Raw genomic sequence first — 19287 nt, forward strand, 5'->3', positions numbered from 1 at the left:
TTAAGATACAAATTCCCAATTATATTAAAAATGCCTGGAAAGTTGACTTTGAAACCCAGAGAAACGCCAAGGTAAGCACAAAGTTTCGGCTCTCGTATTTATTTTCAATTTTGTGCTTGTGACTAATAACTTTTAATCCAAAATCTAAAATCTAAAATCAACTATATCTTTCAACCCATTTACTAACCTTTCAATTCCTTGTTTCGCAGTTTCTTTTTGCAAGGCACCGTAAGCAACTCGTAAATAACATCCTTGATGCATCCCAAAAGTAGTTCCCGGAAGTACTGCTACTTGATAATCATTAATCAATTGTTTGACTAATTCAAAAGCATCCATCTGAGCCTGTACTTTGAGGAAGAAATAGAAAGCACCCGACGACGAAGCTGGAGCTATTCTACATATACCTTCAAGAGGCTTCAGAGATTGAATTACCAATTCTCGAACTTCGGCGATCGCCTGAATATTATCTTTTAAATATTCTGGTTTTGCTTGCAATGCTCCTAAAGCTGCATATTGAGATACTACAGGAGGACAAATTAAGTTTGTATCTTGAACTTTTTTGACTGCTGTTAGTAAATGTTGCGGAATCACCATGTATCCGATGCGCCAACTTGCGAATCCGTAGGCTTTGGAAAGGCTAAATAAAGATATTGTATAGTCGCTACTGTCAGTAAATGCACCAGGAGAAACGTGTTTTACCCCGCTGTAGGTAAAGTATTCGTAAGCTTCATCGCTGATATGGTAAATTCCTCGCTGACGACAAATATCGTTAACTTCCTTTAATAACTCTTGGGAATACACCGCTCCAGTAGGATTGTTCGGTGAAATTGTGACTATCGCTCGCGTTTTTGGTGTAATTGCTTTGAGAATTGCATCCGGTTGTAATTGATAATTTTCATCCGTTTCCACCAAAACTGGATTACAGCCAATCATAGCGATCGCCATTTCATGATTAAAATAGTATGGCGTATTTAAAATTACTTCATCACCGAGGGAGGTAATCGCCAGAATGGCATTCATAAACGCCATATTACTGCCTGCGGTAACAATAATACGGTTATTTTCGTTGATTTTGATATTGTTAAAGACAGCTAATTTTTCTTTAAGAGTATTTATTAATAAAGGAATTCCCTCAACTGCTTGGTATAAATTATTGGAAGTATCTGCAAGAAACCGAGGTAAAAACTCTAGGACTTCCGGTGGTGGAGAATACGCGACAACACCTTGTCCTAAAGATATGGTTCCCCTAGTATTTTTAATTAATTCTGCAACAATGGGAATAATCGGTGACTGCACCAACTCCATCCGAGAGATAAGCGTCATATAAACGTTAAATTTAAGCTAAATTCTATTGTCTCGTAAAAGTGCTAGCTTTCCTTTGCGTTTGTTTTCAAATTTTAATTATTTAATATAAGTCAATAATTAAAAATTGTTACAAGAAAACTGGAACAATGTAAAAATCTTAGCGTCATCAAATGACTAAATATGACAAATTCTACCTGGAGAAAGATTTTAAATCATCTTCAGGATTATTGACTAATTGTTATTTACCAACAGTCAATCTTCCATACTCGATAACCAATATTATAATTATTAATTCAATATTGTTTTATAAATAATTTAGAAACAATATTATTTTATTCTCGTCATAACATACAGTCTCAAGACTCAAGGAACTCTATTATGACTGGCTTTCATCGTTGGAAATCTGGAACTGCTGCATTTTTGGCACTAAGCATTACAACCGCTGCGGCTACCCCTATTTTAGTATCAAATCCCGCTAATGCACAAGCTATTTTCGGACAATCAAGAGGAATCGAAATCCCTTCAGGAGTGACAATTCCTGTGACTTTTGAAAAAGAAAAAGTTGTTGTCACACCAGATGAAACTTCACCCTTAACTTTAACAATTGCAACCAATATTATTGATAGCAGAAGAAACGTATTAATTCCTCGCGGTAGCGAACTTGTAGGAAGATTAGAACCAGCAACATTAGGTGGTGAAAAAGGTTCTCGATTTGTTGCACAAGAGTTAGTTTTTCCTGATGGTAGAAAGCAGAATATCAATGCAACTTCTGAAGTCGTTACTACGAAAGAAACAATTAAAAGAGGTTCTAGCACAGGTAAAATTTTGACAGATGCTGCTTATGGAACGGCTGCTGCAACCGTTATTTCACTGTTAACAGGAAACCGTAAGATAGAAACCTTAGAACCCATCGCTGGTGCTGCTGCGGGTGCTTTAGCAGGTATTTTGTTACGACGTAAGGAAGTAGAAGTTGTGGTTATTAACCCTAGAAATGACCTAAATGTTACTTTGCGTTCTAATTTATTATTATCTAGTTTCTAGGATTTCCAAAGCGGCACGATTTGCGTCTAACTTTTATTTAACAGCTATTGTCACTTCAAATTATTAAGTGTACGATGGCTTGTTTTTTTTTGGCATACAGAGGAGATTAACTTTCAATCTCACATCATCACATAACGATTATCTAAGCTGATAGCAATTCTTTTGATCAATTCTCCACAATTAATTTTTTATCTATTATCCTGATACTAAAATTCCCTAAGTGTATAAGTATAGATATAAAGAATATAAACGAATATCTCCGGAGAATTGCTTAAATATATTTCAGATGACATCTTATTAACTAAAAATCAATAAAATTGTCAATCAATTTATTTTATTGTCTCAGTATTAAGAAGGTAGATACAAACCAAATTAACACAGTCTTTAAACTAATTTTCCCAGATATAAGTTATAAAGAGTAATGTCTTATAGCTACTTATAATAGCAACATCGAGTTAAATACTGCCATCTCAAATCACTACTGTTTTTGTGTAATTTTAGGCAACTATTTTATTCACCGCACGTCTGAGTAAACTAAAGGAAAATACTCTTAATTGAGTGAAGTTTATTAAGCAATTAACTTCAATCTAATACGTCTAAAACAGACATAAAAAACTTCAAAAAACTCGGAACATTTAACTCGATAAATTGTCAGAATAACTAACATAATTAAACGGAATTGTTGGGGAGAAAAATTCAATGTCTAACCTAAATCGTTGGAAATCAAAATCTGCTGCATTCATGGCTTTGGGTATGACAGCGGTTACTTTAGCACCAATCGTTGCACCCGCACCATCTTTCGCTCAAACTAATAGTTTTTATGATGTTTCATCTAACTATTGGGCAGCACCTTTTATTCAACAATTAGCACAGCGGGGAGTTATCGCTGGATTCCCTGATGGTAGCTTCCGTCCAGATGCAGCAGTCACCCGCGCTGAATTTGCTGCAATGGTTCGTAAAGCTTTCAACAAAGCCCAAGAAAGACAGCCAATTAACTTTGTTGATGTATCTCGCAACTATTGGGCTTACAGCGCCATTCAAGAGGCTTACAGCACTGGTTTCTTGTCTGGATATCCCGGTCAAGTTTTCCGTCCAACTCAGAATATTCCTCGCGAGCAGGTATTGGTTTCTCTTTCCAACGGTTTAAACTATGTTGCTAGCGGTAACGTTCAAAGCACTCTGCAATATTATAATGATGGCAATAATATCTCTGATTATGCTCGCAGCCCCATCGCCGCAGCGACAGAGAAGCGATTGGTAGTTAACTATCCCAATACGAAGTTACTCAATCCCAAATTAACTGCAACCCGTGCAGATGTAGCGGCTTATATTTACCAAGCTTTAGTTAGTACTAATCAAGCTAGCGCCATCAATTCCCCTTACATCGTAGCTATCAATACGACTGCACCCGTTGCGAATGTTACCATCCCCGAAGGAACTGTTCTTCCTGTTAAATACGACAAAGCAGAAAAAATTCTGGTCACCAAGGATGAAACAGCGCCCTTGACTCTAACCATCTCTCAAAACGTCGTTACCGACACCGGAAATTTGGTAATTCCCGCAGGTTCTCGCGTTGTAGGTCAACTTCAACCTGCTAGTGGTGGCTCCCAATTCGTAGCTCAAAAACTGATTTTGACTACTGGAAAAGAATACAACATCAATGCAACTTCTGGAATCATTGATAAAACTGAAACCATCAGAAAAGGTACTAGCGTTAAAGGTATTGTTAGAAACACCGCATTAGGTGCTGGTGCGGCTGCTGCTGTGGCTGCGGTAACTGGCGATCGCGCTGTAGCTACCGAAGAAGTTTTAGGTGGTGCGGCCATCGGTGCGATAACTGGTATTTTCTTTAATAAGAAGAGCGTTGACTTAATTGTGATCGACCCAAATACCGATTTGGAAATGACCATCGGTAGAAGCTTCGACGTTTCATTACGATAAAGGACATAGGGCATAGGTCATTGATACCACCGAAGTTAAGAGGAATTAGTTAAAAACTCTAAATCTTTGACCTTTGACCTTAAACCTTTGACCTTTACTTGGCTTCCGGTAAGCGAACAATAAACGTAGTTCCTGGAGTATTCGGTGTATAAATAGCAAAACTAATTGCAGGGCTGAGAACATCCATTTCACCCTGCATTTGTTCTATCAACTGTTTAGCTATAGCTAATCCTAAACCAGAACCGGGAATTTTAGTTTGAGCTTGTACCCCTCGATAACCTCTTTCCCCAAGATGCTGTAAATCCTGTTGCGGAACTCCCGGACCATTATCGCTAATCGCAATTCCCAGAAAATTAGCTTTATCTCTTACAGATTCAATTAAAATCTTACCGCCTGGAGGAGTATATTTCAAAGCATTATCAATAAAATTACTCAATACTTCTCGTAATGCTTGGGGATTGCCTCGTACTAATAATAAATTATGAGTATCAACTTCAACAATTAATTGTAAATAGCGTTCTTGTGCTATTGCTTTAGCTGAGATTAATAACGGCTGCAATACATCATTTAAATTAAAATCAACAAGTTCTTGTTCTGCCCCATTTAATAATAATAAAGGCAATGACTCTTCTACAGTTGCCTCTACTTCCACTTCATTTTGTACCGATAATTTTGCTGGAAGTAAATCTTCGGTCGTCAAATCGATTGCTTCGTCAAATTTTTGTAACAATTCTTTAAGGCGATCGCTTTCCCGGACAATGGATAAAGCGACTTCTTGATTTGCATCTTTTGGTCGCAATCGCTTTGTTAGCAATTTGCCAAAAGTTCGTAAAGCCGTCAGAGGATTGCGAAATTGATGCAGCAAGTTATCCATCAAATCTAACTGCCTTTCCTGCATAATTTGATGTTGGTGTAACTGACTTGCCAACCAAGCACGTCTCCTGTCCATAATACAAGCAATCGACAAAGTTTTCGCTATACGCTCGATTTGACTGCGTTCGCTTTCTGACCAACTACGGTCTTCTCTACCCGTTACCAATAACCCCATCATCACCGATTCGTGAATCAAAGGTAAAACAATTTGGTCACCAGCCATTAAATATTCTTGATTATCTTCTTCAGTTTGATTTGCCGACTCTTCGTGTGATTCCGAATTAATCGAAATTGATGACCCACTCAATAAATAGGGTTTGACAGACGGTAAAACTATTTGATGCTCAAATCCTACTACAGCTGTCTCCGGATAAACTGCAACAGGAATTAACTTGGCTTCCCCTGCATGTGACGGTACGTCTGCCAATTCTTGCGTTAAATATACAACGCTTAAAGATGCTCCTAACCCTGTCGCTAACAGTGCTAATTGTTCGCGGCACAGAGCAACAAACTCCGAACTGGCAGAAATTATCATAAACAGACTATAAATTTAAGCGATTGTACAAAAATTGCATTAGCCTTTTTACAAAGCTTAACTAATTATCAATTGTAATAATTGATTCAAAAGCATTATATTAATCAATACTTCTGATTTATTTACATTCAAATAAATTGTTTTTTCATTTTATATAGTTAAAAACCATTGATTTTTTTTACTAAAACTTTTATAATTAGCTCGGATTTTGTAGCTATAACTACAATCTGGAAGCTCACAAGAGGAGGAAAATATTTTGGCAAGGAGAAGGAAACGCAAAAGCCGTCGCCGTCAAGAAGGACGACGTATTTTAGAACACGTGCCTCAATATAGCATCGAAAGTGGTGAAGATAAACCTGTGACAGCAGCAAGAAAATTTATTCAAGCTGAGGGTATACTTCCACCTGCTTTATTGCTAGTAAAACGTAATGAGCATACCACAGACCGCTATTTTTGGGCTGAAAAAGGTCTGTTTGGCGCTCAGTACGTAGAAGAAAATCATTTTCTGTTTCCTAGCTTAAGAACAATGGAACCTTCTTTGATTCCAGAAGCATTAGCAGTAGCAGCAGCTCGATAACACAGAAAATGCGATCCTTCGTCTTGAGCATTCAATTTAGCTTTAGACAATCATCCATTAACTGGCAGAATGATGCGTTTTTTTGAAATGTTTATGTTTTTTTAAGGTTTTGAAATTATTTGCCAGTCAAATCAGTTGAGTAAAGCTGGATAATTCGATTTAGTTCCATACTAAGTTAAATGATTTTGTATGGTGAAATCGTAAGTGCCTTCGATAAATTAATTTTCGAGATAGAGGATTGAGTAAAACTTCTTTACATGGTTATGGCTTTTCTATAGTGGGGGCTATATCAACTTCGTTCTGGAAAAAAAAATTGGTAGATTTCAATCAACTATTTGTATTTGCTTGAAAAACACTTATTTTCCACGAACATCCGAGAAGTTATGGAAAAACTTAACAGTACTAAAGCAGGATGTTTTGCTCGTTCCTCATCTCCATTTCGCTCAAGGCAATTCCAAAAGTAATGCCTTGAAAGAAATGTTTGGATGATAATTGAACGATAATCTATACTCTTTTTAGCTGTAGTGCCTGTTCTAGGGAGATAATTTCATCCCGATGGGCGATTACAGTAATTTTAGTATTTTGTTCGCTGTCGGTGCCTTCAACCGTTAGCGAAACATTTTCGACTCTTCCTGCTTTATTCCAGTAAAAAATACCGCTCAAAGGGGATAAGAAGACTATTCCGTAGAACAGTATACTTTGACTGGAAAAAAGTAGAGATAAAACTAAAGACAGGCTCATAAAACCAACAGCGGCAAGAACAGTCAAAAAGATAGCTAAAAACCAGCTGGGTTTAACGAAGCCAGTCATAGTTACTTTATTTTGTTGCGGGTCTACCGCTGCCACTCGATAAGACCGCGCTCGAAAATACTCCTTTAATCGAGGCATTAAGGAGGCTTCATTTAATGGGGATACCAGTCGTGCTGTTTCTGTACGGTCTTTAGTAGAAGCCCTAATAAAGAAAAATAATCCGACCGACATTAATAAAGTTAACAACAACGTGGATGGCAGGATAGCAGTATCCATAACAGATTAATAGGTGTAATAAGGGAAACATTTACCATTATTATTGGTTAAATTGTCCTTATTTCACTAAATTGTTCTCCGCTTGATGTACTCGTGCCAAAGACCAGCTAAATTTTGAGCTTGAGTTTGCCATTCAGGGGAAACTTGGTACATCCGCCGGGGACGACCGCGTCCTTCAAGCTTCTTCCAGTATCCAGTAATTGCTTTCTGGTCTTCAAGAAACTTAATTGCACTATAAAGTACGGTGTCCGAAAGCCGATAAGTTGGATATTCGGTCTCCAGTTTTTGGATCAACTCGGTGCCGTAAGATTCCCCTTGTTGCAAAACAGACAAGATATAACAAACAGCTAGTTCCTGACAGAGGTAGGTTGGCGGAGGATTCTCAAAGAATTGATATATATCCTCAAGTTTCATGGTTAGTGAATGGCTAAAAAAATGCCTTAATGTTGAGCCTGTAATTTCTATAGAGAGTATATAGTGTTACTCCAGTTTTTGTAAGTATATAACGCTACTTAGGCTGATTTGCCAGCATCGTAAACACTACATTAAAACCCATGATTGTTACTCATGGTACTGGCACACTAAAACCAGGGTACAGATTTGCCGCACCCCTAGTTAAACTCGGAAATTAGCGTTGTGAGGAGTTGGTTGACAGCGAAGAGAATCGCTATCAGTGTGTCAACTGATGCCAAGCGGCTAAGGACTGCTTAAGCATAAAATGGCACCTAAGCAATTTTAAAGGTAAATTGCTGCTTTTTTGTAAAACTTAACAAATACTTTTTTTACGAAGATTATCTCCTGGGTAATTTGACTTATAAATAACCTCTAAATTAGGTGTGTTTGTAAGCAATAACCCGGAGGTGAACAAATATTCGTGAACACCTTGTGTAATTAAAGTAAAATTATTGCCTTGCATCCGAAAGTGTAGTAAATGCAATAATGCAGGTAAAAGAGCGCAAGCACAAATTTTTTTATTGGTATGTCAGAACAGCTCGACAATCAGTCTTCTTCAAAAATCCGTTCTATCGGACAAAACTTTCGTATTACAGGTTGGATTAGCTTTGTATTGCAGTTAATCCTAGGTGTAGTTTCTACCTTGCTGTTATTAGTATTCGTCACCTTTGGTCGCAGACCCGGGACTGCTTCTAGCAGCGCTGAAACTGGCTTTGGTGTGTTTTTAGCTATTTGCGGACTGGTTGCTTTAGGAGTAAGTATTTATTTAGCATTTCGTTGCAAAAACATTGGTAGACAACTGCAATCTACCAATCCCAGTAACCGTCCTCGCAAAATTGAGACGGTTAAAGTTTTACAATTGGCTCTGATAGTTAATTTATTAGGAATGCTGTTGACGTTGTTAGGGGCGCAAGCGATTGTCGGTTCTTTAGTTGTCAGAGCGGTATCACCTCAAGCCGTGACAACCCAATTATTTGACCCCAATAGAATCATTAGCGGTCAAGATATGTTTGTAGTGCAGGCAAATACTAATACAATTACAGCCCATTTTGTAGGACTTGTAGCATCAATTTGGTTGCTAAATCGTATCACCAAGTAAGCTGATATGGTAATACGATGATTGGAGTACAAGAGGAAGTTGAAGATTGGAGGAAGCAATCTTTGTTGTTCACTGTTACTTAGACTTTGCTTTTCGATCCGGAATTTTTTGGTGTATTTTTGCAATTAGCTTGTTAACCACCTTGATTAAGGTTGAAGTTAAATTTTGTAGCGTAGTAGAAAAATTTTTTGCCCTGAACTCAAAGCAAATATTACAATTCAAGATTGTGTGTGAACTCAAATATATTAAATCCTAAACTGAGAACTATCTGTGCTAGATATTAAGCAAATAAGAGAAAATCCGCAATTGGTTCAAGAAAAGTTGAATAATCGCGGCGATAATTACGATATTCAACCGATTGTTGATTTGAATCAGCGGCAGCGGCAGTTAGAGACGACACGAAGTCAACTTCAAGCCCGTAGTAACGAAATTGGTAAGTTAGTAGGACAGAAAATCAAGTCGGGTGTCAATCCTCAAGATACAGAAATTCAAGATTTACGCGAGGAAGGTAACTCTCTCAAAGCGCAATTGAGCGAACTTGAACCCCAAGAAAAAGAGATTAAAGCCGAAATTGAACTGACATTACTCGCACTTCCTAATTTACCGAGTGAGTCTACACCCATTGGACATAGTGAGGAAGATAATGTCGAAGTGCGACGCTGGGGTGATGAGTATTTACCTCAAAACCAAAATATTATTCCCCATTGGGAAATCGGCGAAAAGCTCGGTTTTCTCAACTTTGAACGAGCCGTAAAAGTCGCTCAGAGTCGCTTCGTCGCTTTGATTGGCGCTGGTGCGACCTTGGAAAGGGCTTTAATTGGGTTTATGCTCAATACTCAAGTAGCCGCTGGTTATATAGAAGTAGTTCCGCCATTTTTGGTTAATACTGAGTCAATGACAGCCACCGGACAATTACCTAAGTTTGCTGAAGAAAGCTTTAAATGCGCCGATGATGATTTATGGCTTACCCCGACAGCAGAAGTTCCTTTAATAAATCTTTACCGTAATCAAATTCTCAGTGCAGAAGATTTACCGATATATCATTGTGCTTATAGTCCTTGTTTTCGCCGCGAAGCTGGAAGTTACGGACGCGATATGCGGGGGTTAATTCGTCTCCATCAATTTAATAAAGTTGAATTGGTGAAATTAGTTAGTCCCGAAACTTCTTTTGATGAATTAGAAAAATTACTTAAGAACGCTGAAGCAATTTTACAAGCTTTGCAGTTGCCTTACCGAGTGATTGAGTTATGTACTGGAGATTTAGGATTTTCAGCAACGAAAACTTACGATATAGAAGTTTGGCTTCCCTCAAGCGGTAAGTATCGTGAAATTTCGAGCTGTTCCAATTGTGGAGACTTTCAAGCGAGAAGAGGTAACATTCGTTTTAAGGAAGCTGGTAAGAAAGGAACTCAATTCCTACATACCCTCAACGGTTCCGGATTAGCAGTGGGACGGACAATGGCAGCTATTTTGGAAAACTATCAACAACCCGACGGCACTCTACACGTACCGATGGTGTTGCAACCTTATTTAGGTGGTAAGGAGATTTTGGAAGTTTAGGGTAATGGGTAATGGGTAATGGGTAATGGGTAATGGGTAATGGGTGATGGGTGATGGGTAATGGGTGATAGGTAATGGGTAATGGGTAATGGGTAATGGGTAATCGGTAATGGGTAATCGGTAATGGGTAATGGGTGATAGGTAATCGGGGAAATAATTAATAATCAGGGAGTTTTGACGGATACGCGGAGCGCTTCACTTTCAACTAACTATATATTTCAATTACCAATTACCAATCCCCAATTACCAATTACCAATTACCAATTACCAATTACCAATTACCAATCCTCAATTACCAATTACCAATTACCAATTACCAATTCCCCAATTTCCAATGCCCAATCTAAAATAAAGAAATGTATAGTTTAAATAAATTAACGATTCTATGTCAGTTTTAGCGGCGATCGCAGTATTGGCTGTACTTATTTTTGTACACGAGTTAGGACATTTTATTGCAGCGAGGTCTCAAGGTATTTATGTAAACCGCTTTTCACTGGGCTTTGGTCCTGTGCTTTTAAAGTATCAAGGTTCTCAAACAGAGTATGCGGTGCGTGCGTTTCCGTTGGGTGGTTTTGTGGGATTTCCTGATGACGATCCCGATAGTGAAATTGAGCCATCAGATCCAAATTTACTGCGTAACCGTCCGGTTTTAGACCGGGCGATTGTCATTAGTGCTGGGGTAATCGCAAATTTAATCTTTGCTTATTTTCTGTTGGTGTCTCAGGTAGGGTTTGTGGGAATACCCGAAGCAATTCCTCAATCAGGAATTTTGATTCCAGAACTCGCTCCCCAAGTTAGCAATGTTGCGACAGAGGCTGGAATTAAGCCGGGGGATGTAATACTAGCAGCGGATGGTCAGGAATTTGGTACATCGCTGCAAGAAAGAGACAAATTGATGAATATCATCAAAAATCATCCAGGAAAAGCAATTGAATTAAAAATTGAAAGAGACTCGCGTAATATAAATTTAACGGTAGTTCCAGAAGCAAAACCTGGTGGGGGAAGCATTGGTGTTAGTCTTTCTCCCAACCGTAAAATAGAACATCGTTCTGCAAAAAATATTGTAGAAGCTTTTAGCATCGGGGCGACTCAATTTCAAAACATTATCGTCCAAACAGTTCAAGGCTTTGGACAATTAGTGACAAACTTTGGCGAAACAGCAGGTCAAGTCGCAGGACCTGTTAAAATCGTCAAAATTGGTGCAAGTATTGCTCAAAACGATACTGGTAGTTTGTTCTTTTTTGCGGCACTAATTAGCATCAACTTAGCTTTTATCAATATTTTACCTTTACCGGCTTTAGATGGCGGACAACTTGCTTTTCTGTTGATTGAAGGTGTGCGCGGTAAGCCCTTACCCTCTCGAATTCAAGAAGGTGTCATGCAAACAGGTTTAATGCTACTTTTAGGATTAGGGATTTTTCTAATCGTTAAGGAAACTACCCAGTTGCAATGGGTACAAAATTTATTCCAGTGAGTACTAACCGAAAAAAATCTTCTACTAAAAAGCAGCAAGCACTCTCTATTTTGGTGCGTTTGAAGCGGTTGTATCCAGATGCAACTTGCTCTTTAATTTATTCAACTCCGCTACAGTTACTTGTAGCGACTATTCTTTCCGCTCAATGTACGGACGAACGGGTGAATAAAGTAACACCAGAACTCTTTCGTCAATTCCCGGATGCCGAAAGTTTGGGTAATGCAAGTATTGAAGAGCTGGAAAGCTTGGTGCGTTCTACAGGTTTTTATCGGAATAAATCCAAGAACATCAAAGCTGCCTGTCAGATGATAGTTAGTGAGTTTGGCGGTCAGGTTCCTCAACGTATGGAAGAACTATTGCGGCTTCCTGGAGTAGCTCGAAAAACTGCAAATGTAGTTCTGGCTCATGGTTTTGGGATTAATGCTGGGGTGACTGTTGATACTCATGTCAGTCGTCTCAGTCAAAGATTAGGTTTAACTGATTGTCAAGACCCAGTTCGTATCGAACGAGATTTGATGAAATTATTACCGCAACCAGATTGGGAAAATTGGTCAATTCGACTGATTGATCACGGTCGTGCTGTTTGTCGTGCGCGTAATCCCGCTTGTGGACAGTGCCAGTTAGCTGATTTATGTGCTAGCGCACCCAAAATTTATGGTCAAAATCTTCAAAACGAAAATATTGATATCATAAGTAGTGCGATTCGCTAGAATGGGGAATGCTGTTCAAAAATAATTAGGAATTTTATGGCTAAAAAAGCTATGATTGAACGCGATAAAAAACGCGCCAAGATGGTAGATAAATATTGGGATAAGCGCGAAGCTTTGCTAGAAGAGTTTAGACAAGAGCAAGACCCCTTGGAAAAACTCGAAATCCACCGCAAAATTCAGCAACTACCCCGCAACAGCGCTCCAAATCGTCGTCGCAATCGCTGTTGGGCTACAGGTCGTCCCCGCGCTGTCTACCGTGACTTCGGTTTATGTCGCAATGTCCTCCGGGACTGGGCCCATAAAGGCTTATTACCTGGTGTTGTTAAGTCTAGCTGGTAAAGAAATTTAGTTAGGAGTTTCGAGTTAGGAGTTTTGAGTTACTTCATAATTCATGTTTGATGTGAGTTATAAAAACCAAGGATACATCAAGCATTATTTTTATTACTATTGCCGAACGTGATATCCGAGGAATCTTTACGACTTAAATACAAGGTTTAACCTTTAGTCCACATTGTTCATAACTCCTAACTCCTCACTCTTAACTCCTAACTTTTATTGTCCGCAACATTTATCAATTCCCAAGCTTTCCAAAAGAAGGTCGCTAACTGCGTTCGCGATCGCAAATTCTCCATAGAAGCTTTTGGAAAAGTCAAAGGATTGCATTTCGGTGACAATCGCTAGAACTAATTCTCCTAAATCGTTTTCCCCTTCCATCCGCTGTCGGACGAAAATTTGTGCGGCACGTTCGGCTATTGTTTGATTAATAGTTTCTGGGATAAATTCTTCATCCAAAAAGGAATGCAAGCTCTGTTGTAACCATTTTCCTTCTTGTTCGGGATTGGATGCAGGTGGTAAAGTTATCGGTGGTATTGGTTGAGTCATGTTTTTGATTTTTGATGTTCTTTTAATTTGTTTTAATTTGTTTTAAGTTATTTTAATTTCTTGGAATTTTTCTAAACCTACAATTTGGCAGATAATAGCCTTTAAAAAGTAATTACCCAAAACTAACTTCTAAAAAGAAAGTCGCTTAAATTTGCCGGTATTTTGATTTTAATTGTTCCTAACTTTTATGCAATATGATGTCGCCGCTATCATCCAAGGATACGCTCAAGGCTATTTTCTCATGGCTGATCAAAATAATCACTTGGGATGGTATAGCAGTCGCAGTCGCACTTTAATTCCTTTGGATGACAGGTTTCGTTACCCCAAGTCTTTAAGACGAGTTATCAACCAAGAACGCTTTTCAACTGCAATTAACCGCGACTTTAAAGCGGTAGTTGATGGATGTGCAGACCGAGACTCTACCTGGATTTCTCAGGAGTTAAAGGATATTTATTATTCTCTATGTGAAAGTGGTTGGGCTTATAGTTTTGAAACTTGGCAAGGTGACGAACTTGCTGGAGGTATTTTGGGTATCGTTATTAATGGTGCTTTTATTGGTGAATCTATGTTTTTTCGTATTCCCGAAGGCTCGAAAGCCGCCATGGTTAAGTTGGTCGAAAGATTGCGCGAGCGCCAGTTTGTCTTTTTTGACGCTCAGATGATGAATCCTCATTTACAACGCTTTGGTGCTTACTCTATTGATGACAAGGAATATCAGTTTTTATTAAATAAAGCTTTGCAATCTAATTGTTCTTTCCTTTAATTGTTAATTTTTTTAAAAAAAGTGATTTCAAAAAAAAATTATTTAACTATGGTCGGCGAAAAAATGGTAGGATAATGGAATAGACTTTTAATGATTGGAATATTGACTATTTTAAAAATTTGTCTAAGATTGCCATTATAAAAATATAGCAAAAAAGGCGCATTTTTGGAAGCGGAAAACGAAAATCTTTTAAAAACCAAAAAACCTGAATTTTCAAATTTTTGTTTGCGTAACTAAAGTCAAGCTGAGCCATTCTTGGCTTTTAAGGTGATTTTAACTCTAAAAAACCGGCTTCTGTGGTCTGGAAATGATAATTGTGGAGCGTCTTCCATCTAACTAACATTCTTCTGTTAGAGGGTGTTTATTAATTCGGCAAAAATCGCGATTTGTCATGCTGTAGCTTGCTTCCCCGGAGGGGTACGTAGCGATAGCGTGGTGAAGCATCTCTCAATTATGCCGCAAAACCTAGATTGTGAGGCTTCGCCACGCCAAGGCGAACGTTCCTCAGAATGACAGAATTTTATTTATAAACACGCTCTTAGATAAAGCCGGAGCAATTTAATTGTTCTTTCCTTTAATTGTTAATTTTTTTTTAAAAAAAGTGATTTCAAAAAAAATTATTTAACTATGGTCGGCGAAAAAATGGTAGGATAATGGAATAGACTTTTTATAATTGGAATATTGACTACCTTAAAAATTTGACTAAGATTACCATTATAAAAATATAGCAAAAAAGGCGCATTTTTGGAAGCGGAAAACAAAAATTCTTTTAAAAACGAAAAAACCTGAATTTTCAAATTTTTGTTTCCGTAACTAAAGTCAAGCTGAGCCATTCTCCCTTATGGTTATAGCTGCGAATCATTCTTTGACGGAGATTGGGGTTAATTAACCAAGCGACTTCTAAAAACAAAGATTCACCTAAGCGGGCTTGAAGGGGAGAAGTAACGGAAGCACCATTATTGAGGAGTAATACTTGTATTTGATTTTGGTCAAAAAAGAGAATAGAGTCTTTGACAGTAGCAGTAGAAGTAATAGTGCGATCGCCAAAATTTAAAGTTTGAGTTAATTTTCCCATTTGATCGAGCTGTAAAAGCATTTGAGTAGAATAACTATCAGGCTTTTGTAAATCGGGATAGATAGTTACAGCTTCACCAATCCATTCTCCCAACAAAGCATCGACGGTTAAAACAGCACTGTGTAAAGGTTGAGTTTGAGCAAGATGTTCTCGAATTAAAGTAAACTGATCTAACTTGAGATTTTGATCAAACAGCTGTACCAAACGTAAACGATGATTATCGTGAATAAAACCAAATTCAGCACCAAAAGTAGAAAAGGGTGCTAACTGAATAGAGCCATTGGAAAAAGCACCATTTTGAAAAAACATGATTCCCTTACCCAGGGAACTGTATTCCAAAACCTTTTCATCTTCTCCAACACGGATAATTTGACGAATAGTTTGATTGTCATTCAAACCTTGCAAAGAAACAATGCTGGGGATATCTTCTAATAATTCACCTTGAGAAGATAAACGAGTAAAAGAACCTTCCCATTCACCAAGATTTTTTAACAAAGCATTCCATTGTGAAATCATATCAGTTATCAGTTATCAGTTATCAGTTATCAGTTATCAGTTATCAGTTATCAACCAACAACCATCAACTAACCACTATCAACTAACAACCATCAACTAACCACTATCAACTAACCACTATCAACTAACCACTATCAACTATCAACTATCAACTATCAACCAACCACCAACAACTAACTTTTTAAACTCGTCGCAGTGCAAATAAACTACCTATTAATCCTACCGTTGCACCGAAACTTAAGAGAATGACTGGTAGTAATAAGATTTGTAAAGAAGTAAGTTGTAAACCGTTAGTAAGAAGTTGAATAAATTCGGGTTGATTGATTAGCAATCGATTGAGAAACTGTTGAACAAGACTAATAAAACTCCAAGCTACCGCACCACCAGCGATTCCAAAGGTAATTCCTTGTAAAATAAACGGTAAGTAAATCCAAGTAGAAGTTGCACCTACAAGCTGCATAATTTCGATTTCTTGTGTTCGAGCCATCAATACAAGACGAATCGTAATACTAGTGACTGCAACGGCTGTTAATGTCAAAATCACAGTGATTGTCAGAGTCACCCAATTTAAACCTCTATGTAATTGAGCAATACGTCTGACAGCTTCATCAACATACTGTACCGTATCGACGGGAGGTAGTTTAGCGAGTTGAGTAGCTAAATCTGGTACTACTTGAGAATTTTTTGCCTTTACCTTAATTTCATCTACCAAAGGATTACCATCTAACTGTTGAGTAGCACCTTCAATATCGGATATTCCCATTTCTTGAAGTAATTGCGTCCAAGCTTGTTCTTTGGTGATAGTTTTGATTGTGGCAACTTCTGGCATTTTAGCAATTAAAGTTTCAATACTATCTGCAGGTATTGCGGGTTCAAGATATACTGATACCTCCAATTGAGACCCAAATTGATTGAGTAGTTTTTCAACTTGCCAAGAAGTTTGTAAACTAATACCGAATAAAAATAGTAGCACGGCGACAGTACTTATAGCCGCCCAATTCATCCACCCACCCCGATGCAAACCTAAAAAAGTTTCTTTGAGTAGGTAATCTAACTTAGTCAGGAATTTCAACACGTTTGAAGGATGTAATAATTTGAATAATTTATTTTAATTGGTAATTGGTAATTGGTAATTGGTAATTGGTAATTGGTAATTGGTAATTGTTGACGTATAACTGTGGTAGGATTCTAAACGACTGACTGTTAGATAAGCGTATCTCGGATATAATTTAGCGAAAAAAGTAAAAACACAGTCCCCTCTTGACGTGTAATTGATTAAAAATGGCTCAAGAATACCGTCGTGTAAAACTTAGAGGAAAATCCTTTAAAGGACAAGATTTAACAGGTGTAGACTTCTCCTATTCCGATATTCGCGGTGCTGACTTCACTAACGCTATTCTCAGAGATGCAAATTTCAGCAATACAACAGCAGGTTTACAACGTCGTTGGGCAATTATTATAATTTTATTTTCCTTACTGCTATCGGCGCTGAGTGGATTAATGTCGGCTGTTGGTGGTTCTTTAGTGGGATTTATTTTAATTGATAGCGCTCGCGAAAATCTTTATGTAGGTGTAGCAAGTTTAATCATCTTATCAGTATTTTTTCTATCAAGCATCCGTCAGGGACTATTGACAGCTTGCGGTTTTTTAGCGGTAGCCATTGCCTTAGCAGTAGTTACAGCAATAGCTTGGGCGGGCTTTGTAGCCGTTGTCTGGAGTGGATTAGCCGCCACTAATCAAGCAATAGAAATTGCCCCAATCGTCGCTGTGGTAGCGACAGGAACAGTAGCCGTCATCGTCACTGCGGTAGGAGCAGTTTTTGTCACAATTACAGCAGCAATTACGGGGGCGATCGCCGGAATTTTCGCGGTTACTCTTACCGTAATGTTCGCGGGATTAGTTGCTGGTACGGTATCGGTATATGCGATGATGGTAAACCCGGTTGCGGGAATAGCAGCTGGTACCGTATCGTTAATTTTGGTAATTCTGTCTGCTTATATCGGTTGTTGCGCCATTTTTGAAGATAAAAAGCAGAATTTTGTCCGTAACATTGCCATTTCTCTAATTACGAGGTACGGAACTAGTTTTCGTAATGCCGATTTAACAGATGCTGATTTTACTCAAGCTAAACTCAAAAGCGCTAATTTCACCAAAGCCAAAGTTAAACGCACCAATTGGTTTGAAATTAAAAAAGTACATTTAGCAGCAGTAAATACGACTTATTTAGAAAATATTCAGATGCGCGAGTTAGTTGTCAATAAGAATTTACAAAATAAAATATTTGACGGTTGGAACTTGCGAGGAATAAATTTACAAGGAGCAAATCTGAAAGATGCAAGTTTTATTGAAGCGAATCTGAGCGAAACCAACTTACGAAACGCGGATATTTCCAGAGCGAAACTAGTGCGATCGCAATTAGACAAAGCGGATTTAAGAAATGCCAATTTAACAGGAGCATATGTAGAAGATTGGAGTATAACTGTACAAACTGTGTTATATCCGATTAATTGTGATTATATATTTTTACGGGTACCGACACCAGAAGATCCGAATCCCCAACGTTTGCCTGGAAATTGGGAAGCAAGTTTTAAAGACGGTGAATTTAATCGGTTAATGAATCCTCTATTGAAAGTTTCAAATTATGGTTAAGAGGTAATGGGTGATGGGTAATGGGTAATGGGTAATGGGTGATGGGTAATGGGTGATGGGTGATGGGTAATGGGTAATTAAATCCGTGAAATCCTTAAAATCCGTTTAAATCGGTGTTGGGGAATTGAGTGTTGATTTTGATATTTATTCCGAAATCAGTTTTATAGTGATTGTAGTATTTGACAGTCAACGATAAACAATTACCAATTACCAATTACCAATTACCAATTACCAATTACCAATTACCAATTACCAATTTGCTTCCAATATATATTAATAGCGATATTACTTATTTTAATAATTGAGCTAAAAGAAAAAAATGCTCGTATTCATAATTTAGAAGCAATATTGAAAAGTGCTTTGAAAAAGCCTAATTTGTACATACAAACTTACCAACAAATAGGAGATATTATGTCTGAAGATAACGGAATCACGATTAATCCTCAAGGGGATGCGGTGGGAATTTCGATTGGTGATGATAATTATCAAGAGGGAGTTTTTGCTAAAACCAGTGGTGATGTTGCAAATGTCGTCAATGAAATAGAAAGTTCGCGAGAAGCAGCTTCACCACGAATGAAAGCACTTTTTGCTCAAATTCAAAAGAGTATCGAAAACAATAATGATTTATCCCCCCAAGATAAAAGTTACGCTTTACAGCAATTAAAATCTTTAGAATCTACAAGTCAAGCTGATAAAAACCAATTTATGGTAGCAGAATCGGATCAAATCTTGTCTGATGCTTCAATAATGTAGAAATATTTGATAATCCATAAAAGTATCGCAAATCTGGTTTTTAAAAACTGGATTT

19 protein-coding genes are annotated in these 19287 nt (G+C 37.9%); 12 read left to right on the forward strand and 7 right to left on the reverse strand.

Annotation, left to right across the window (positions count from 1 at the left end):
• Positions 1 to 144: 144 nt before the first annotated feature.
• Complete coding sequence (locus IQ247_RS08450) at positions 145 to 1323, reverse strand: pyridoxal phosphate-dependent aminotransferase (protein WP_228059580.1); 1179 nt, start codon at positions 1321 to 1323, stop codon at positions 145 to 147.
• A gap of 360 nt (positions 1324 to 1683) precedes the next feature.
• Here IQ247_RS08450 and IQ247_RS08455 point away from each other — a divergent pair, with 360 nt between their 5' ends.
• A complete protein-coding gene (locus IQ247_RS08455) occupies positions 1684 to 2346 on the forward strand; it encodes a conjugal transfer protein TrbI (RefSeq protein ID WP_193918906.1) in 663 nt (220 codons plus the stop codon).
• Positions 2347 to 3045: 699 nt separating this feature from the next.
• Positions 3046 to 4287 (forward strand): S-layer homology domain-containing protein, encoded by a 1242-nt coding sequence (locus IQ247_RS08460; RefSeq protein WP_193918909.1) that lies wholly within the window; start codon positions 3046 to 3048, stop codon positions 4285 to 4287.
• 94 nt (positions 4288 to 4381) lie between these two features.
• Here the strand turns inward: IQ247_RS08460 and IQ247_RS08465 are convergent, their stop codons facing one another.
• Complete coding sequence (locus IQ247_RS08465; protein ID WP_193918911.1) at positions 4382 to 5695, reverse strand: sensor histidine kinase; 1314 nt, start codon at positions 5693 to 5695, stop codon at positions 4382 to 4384.
• Between the two features lie 256 nt (positions 5696 to 5951).
• Between IQ247_RS08465 and IQ247_RS08470 the strand changes: the two genes are divergently transcribed.
• Positions 5952 to 6272 (forward strand): DUF3155 domain-containing protein, encoded by a 321-nt coding sequence (locus IQ247_RS08470; RefSeq protein WP_193918913.1) that lies wholly within the window; start codon positions 5952 to 5954, stop codon positions 6270 to 6272.
• A 504-nt stretch (positions 6273 to 6776) separates the two neighbouring features.
• Here IQ247_RS08470 and IQ247_RS08475 read toward each other — a convergent pair.
• Positions 6777 to 7298, reverse strand: a complete 522-nt coding sequence (locus IQ247_RS08475; protein WP_193918914.1) for a cofactor assembly of complex C subunit B — start codon at positions 7296 to 7298, stop codon at positions 6777 to 6779.
• Between the two features lie 66 nt (positions 7299 to 7364).
• The gene (locus IQ247_RS08480; RefSeq protein ID WP_193918916.1) at positions 7365 to 7712 is read right to left on the reverse strand and encodes a PadR family transcriptional regulator; all 348 of its coding nucleotides are present in this window, start codon (positions 7710 to 7712) and stop codon (positions 7365 to 7367) included.
• A 565-nt stretch (positions 7713 to 8277) separates the two neighbouring features.
• Between IQ247_RS08480 and IQ247_RS08485 the strand changes: the two genes are divergently transcribed.
• The 6 genes from IQ247_RS08485 to rpsN all read left to right on the forward strand — a co-directional run bounded on the left by IQ247_RS08485 (position 8278) and on the right by rpsN (position 12933).
• Positions 8278 to 8850, forward strand: coding sequence for a DUF3611 family protein (locus IQ247_RS08485; protein WP_193918918.1), 573 nt, complete (start codon positions 8278 to 8280; stop codon positions 8848 to 8850).
• A gap of 270 nt (positions 8851 to 9120) precedes the next feature.
• Complete coding sequence (gene serS, locus IQ247_RS08490; protein ID WP_193918920.1) at positions 9121 to 10410, forward strand: serine--tRNA ligase; 1290 nt, start codon at positions 9121 to 9123, stop codon at positions 10408 to 10410.
• A 263-nt stretch (positions 10411 to 10673) separates the two neighbouring features.
• Positions 10674 to 10757 carry a hypothetical protein gene (locus IQ247_RS33570; protein WP_375341220.1) on the forward strand — a complete coding sequence of 28 codons (84 nt, stop codon included), beginning with the start codon at positions 10674 to 10676 and terminating at the stop codon, positions 10755 to 10757.
• A 38-nt stretch (positions 10758 to 10795) separates the two neighbouring features.
• A complete protein-coding gene (gene rseP / locus IQ247_RS08495) occupies positions 10796 to 11884 on the forward strand; it encodes an RIP metalloprotease RseP (RefSeq protein ID WP_193918921.1) in 1089 nt (362 codons plus the stop codon).
• Positions 11860 to 12594, forward strand: a complete 735-nt coding sequence (gene nth, locus IQ247_RS08500; RefSeq protein ID WP_193918923.1) for an endonuclease III — start codon at positions 11860 to 11862, stop codon at positions 12592 to 12594. Before rseP ends, nth begins: the two co-directional genes overlap by 25 nt.
• A gap of 36 nt (positions 12595 to 12630) precedes the next feature.
• Positions 12631 to 12933: a 30S ribosomal protein S14 gene (gene rpsN, locus IQ247_RS08505; protein ID WP_193918925.1), complete on the forward strand. Its 303-nt coding sequence runs from the start codon at positions 12631 to 12633 to the stop codon at positions 12931 to 12933.
• Positions 12934 to 13146: 213 nt separating this feature from the next.
• Here the strand turns inward: rpsN and IQ247_RS08510 are convergent, their stop codons facing one another.
• Positions 13147 to 13476, reverse strand: coding sequence for a DUF8822 family protein (locus tag IQ247_RS08510; RefSeq protein ID WP_193918927.1), 330 nt, complete (start codon positions 13474 to 13476; stop codon positions 13147 to 13149).
• 187 nt (positions 13477 to 13663) lie between these two features.
• On the opposite strand from IQ247_RS08510, the gene aat reads away from it, so the two are divergent.
• Entirely contained in the window at positions 13664 to 14239 is a 576-nt protein-coding gene (aat, locus tag IQ247_RS08515) for a leucyl/phenylalanyl-tRNA--protein transferase (protein WP_193918929.1), read from the forward strand.
• A gap of 793 nt (positions 14240 to 15032) precedes the next feature.
• Here aat and IQ247_RS08525 read toward each other — a convergent pair.
• Positions 15033 to 15830 carry a DUF3598 family protein gene (locus IQ247_RS08525; protein WP_193918933.1) on the reverse strand — a complete coding sequence of 266 codons (798 nt, stop codon included), beginning with the start codon at positions 15828 to 15830 and terminating at the stop codon, positions 15033 to 15035.
• A gap of 181 nt (positions 15831 to 16011) precedes the next feature.
• Positions 16012 to 16902 (reverse strand): cell division protein FtsX, encoded by an 891-nt coding sequence (locus IQ247_RS08530; RefSeq protein ID WP_228059581.1) that lies wholly within the window; start codon positions 16900 to 16902, stop codon positions 16012 to 16014.
• Between the two features lie 209 nt (positions 16903 to 17111).
• On the opposite strand from IQ247_RS08530, the gene IQ247_RS08535 reads away from it, so the two are divergent.
• Both IQ247_RS08535 and IQ247_RS08540 read left to right on the forward strand, forming a co-directional pair.
• Positions 17112 to 18479, forward strand: a complete 1368-nt coding sequence (locus IQ247_RS08535; RefSeq protein WP_193918937.1) for a pentapeptide repeat-containing protein — start codon at positions 17112 to 17114, stop codon at positions 18477 to 18479.
• 411 nt (positions 18480 to 18890) lie between these two features.
• Entirely contained in the window at positions 18891 to 19232 is a 342-nt protein-coding gene (locus tag IQ247_RS08540) for a hypothetical protein (RefSeq protein ID WP_193918939.1), read from the forward strand.
• Positions 19233 to 19287 lie beyond the last annotated feature (55 nt).

It is taken from the genome of Plectonema cf. radiosum LEGE 06105 (assembly GCF_015207665.1).
In the GTDB taxonomy this organism is placed as follows: domain Bacteria; phylum Cyanobacteriota; class Cyanobacteriia; order Cyanobacteriales; family Nostocaceae; genus Rivularia; species Rivularia radiosa_A.